We start from the raw sequence: 2,500 nt of genomic DNA on the forward strand, positions 1-2,500 counted from the left end.
TTTTGGTTGCGGGGGCAGGATTTGAACCTGCGGCCTTCAGGTTATGAGCCTGACGAGCTACCGGGCTGCTCCACCCCGCGTCCAGCGCATTCGGCAAGGCCGAATGTCGCGGTTACGTCGTTGCTTTAGCGACGACGGATCTTTGCCGGAGTAAATTGCGGAGCAATTTATCTCCTGTAAGGGACGCACTTGGCGTTTTCCTTAAGTTTTGTCTTAAACTGCAAAAGGCCGCTTTTGGCGGCCCTTTTTTGTCGGCTGGGCCGAGGGATGTGATGAGAAGATTTTTGATGCGTTTTGCAGACCTGGCAGCGACCTACTCTCCCGCGTCTTGAGACGAAGTACCATTGGCGCTGGGGCGTTTCACGGCCGTGTTCGGAATGGGAACGGGTGCAGCCGCCCCGCGATAACCACCAGGTCGGCAAAACGCAACATTGTTCATGTTTTCACATGAACGTTGTTTTCGAGAAGCTGGAGAGCTCAAGGCTCTATTTAATTTACACGTCGTTTCTGTGACTTATCCGTATGTTGCCTTGCTCGAGGTCGAGCGTGGCGCCCATACAGGACGCTAGTCCGTCGCCAATCGTTTGGCGCGCCGTCTGCAGCGTAGTGGCCGAAGGCCACGTCAGCGTGAAGACAGAACAGATCATCAAGCTTCGCTTGATGAGCATGAACAATGGGAACGAAGAAGTCGATCGAGCTATTAGTAACGGTAAGCTTCACACATTGCTGTGCTTCCACACCCGTCCTATCAACGTGGTCGTCTTCCACGGCTCTGATAGGGAACACTCGTTTTCAGGTTGGTTTCCCGCTTAGATGCCTTCAGCGGTTATCCATTCCGTATATAGCTACTCTGCTATGCCCTTGGCAGGACAACAGATCCACCAGAGATACGTCCATCCCGGTCCTCTCGTACTAGGGACAGATCCTGTCAATATTCCTACACCCACGGCAGATAGGGACCGAACTGTCTCACGACGTTCTGAACCCAACTCACGTACCGCTTTAAATGGCGAACAGCCATACCCTTGGGACCTGCTCCAGCCCCAGGATGCGATGAGTCGACATCGAGGTGCCAAACAACCCCGTCGATATGGACTCTTGGGGGTCATCAGCCTGTTATCCCCGGCGTACCTTTTATCCGTTGAGCGATGGCCCTTCCACACGGGACCACCGGATCACTATGACCGACTTTCGTCTCTGCTCGACTTGTCAGTCTCGCAGTCAGGCTAGCTTATGCCATTGCACTCGACGACCGATTTCCGACCGGTCTGAGCTAACCATCGCGCGCCTCCGTTACTCTTTCGGAGGCGACCGCCCCAGTCAAACTACCCACCATACACTGTCCCGGATCCGGATAACGGACCGCGGTTAGACATCCACGAAGATAAGGGTGGTATTTCAAGGATGGCTCCACAGAAACTGGCGTCCCTGCTTCAAAGCCTACCACCTATCCTACACATGCCTTGGCGAATGCCAGTGTAAAGCTATAGTAAAGGTGCACGGGGTCTTTCCGTCTGACCGCAGGAACCCCGCATCTTCACGGGGAATTCAATTTCACTGAGTCTATGTTGGAGACAGCGGGGAAGTCGTTACGCCATTCGTGCAGGTCGGAACTTACCCGACAAGGAATTTCGCTACCTTAGGACCGTTATAGTTACGGCCGCCGTTTACTGGGGCTTCAGTTCAGAGCTTGCACCCCTCCCTTTAACCTTCCAGCACCGGGCAGGCGTCAGACCCTATACGTCGTATTGCTACTTCGCAGAGCCCTGTGTTTTTGATAAACAGTCGCTACCCCCTGGTCTGTGCCACCCCATCATACTTGCGTACAAAAGGGTCACGCTTCTTCCGAAGTTACGCGTGCAATTTGCCGAGTTCCTTCAACATAGTTCTCTCAAGCGCCTTGGTATACTCTACCTGACCACCTGTGTCGGTTTCGGGTACGGTCTATACGGTGGAGCTATTTCCTGGAACCTCTTCGCCGCCCAACCAATCCAATAAGGTTGAACAACACACGAGATCCGTCACTACCACCAGGCCCACGAATATTAACGTGGTTCCCATCGACTACGCGTGTCCGCCTCGTCTTAGGGGCCGGCTAACCCTGCTCAGATTAACTTTAAGCAGGAACCCTTGGTCTTTCGGCGAGGGAGTCTCTCACTCCCTTTATCGTTACTCATGTCAACATTCGCACTTCCGATATCTCCAGCAGCCCTCACGGGTCCGCCTTCACAGACTTACGGAACGCTCCGCTACCACTTGCATTGCTGCAAATCCTCAGCTTCGGTGCATGGCTTTAGCCCCGTTACATTTTCGGCGCAAAGACCCTTATTTAGACCAGTGAGCTGTTACGCTTTCTTTAAATGATGGCTGCTTCTAAGCCAACATCCTGGTTGTTTTGGGATCCTCACATCCTTTCCCACTTAGCCATGACTTGGGGACCTTAGCTGGAGGTCAGGGTTGTTGCCCTTTTCACGACGGACGTTAGCACCCGCCGTGTGTC

Annotated in this window: 1 tRNA gene and 2 rRNA genes (1 of these 3 cut by a window edge); all 3 read right to left on the reverse strand. The window is 53.6% G+C overall.

Annotated elements, in window-relative coordinates:
* Window positions 1-3: 3 nt before the first annotated feature.
* Window positions 4-80, reverse strand: a tRNA-Met gene (locus WA845_RS25165).
* A 220-nt stretch (window positions 81-300) separates the two neighbouring features.
* Window positions 301-415: ribosomal RNA gene (gene rrf, locus WA845_RS25170) — 5S ribosomal RNA — on the reverse strand.
* A 264-nt stretch (window positions 416-679) separates the two neighbouring features.
* A 23S ribosomal RNA gene (locus WA845_RS25175) occupies window positions 680-2,500 on the reverse strand (it continues 978 nt past the right edge of the window).

The sequence above is a fragment of the Agrobacterium sp. CMT1 genome, from assembly GCF_037203725.1.
GTDB lineage: Bacteria > Pseudomonadota > Alphaproteobacteria > Rhizobiales > Rhizobiaceae > Agrobacterium > Agrobacterium pusense.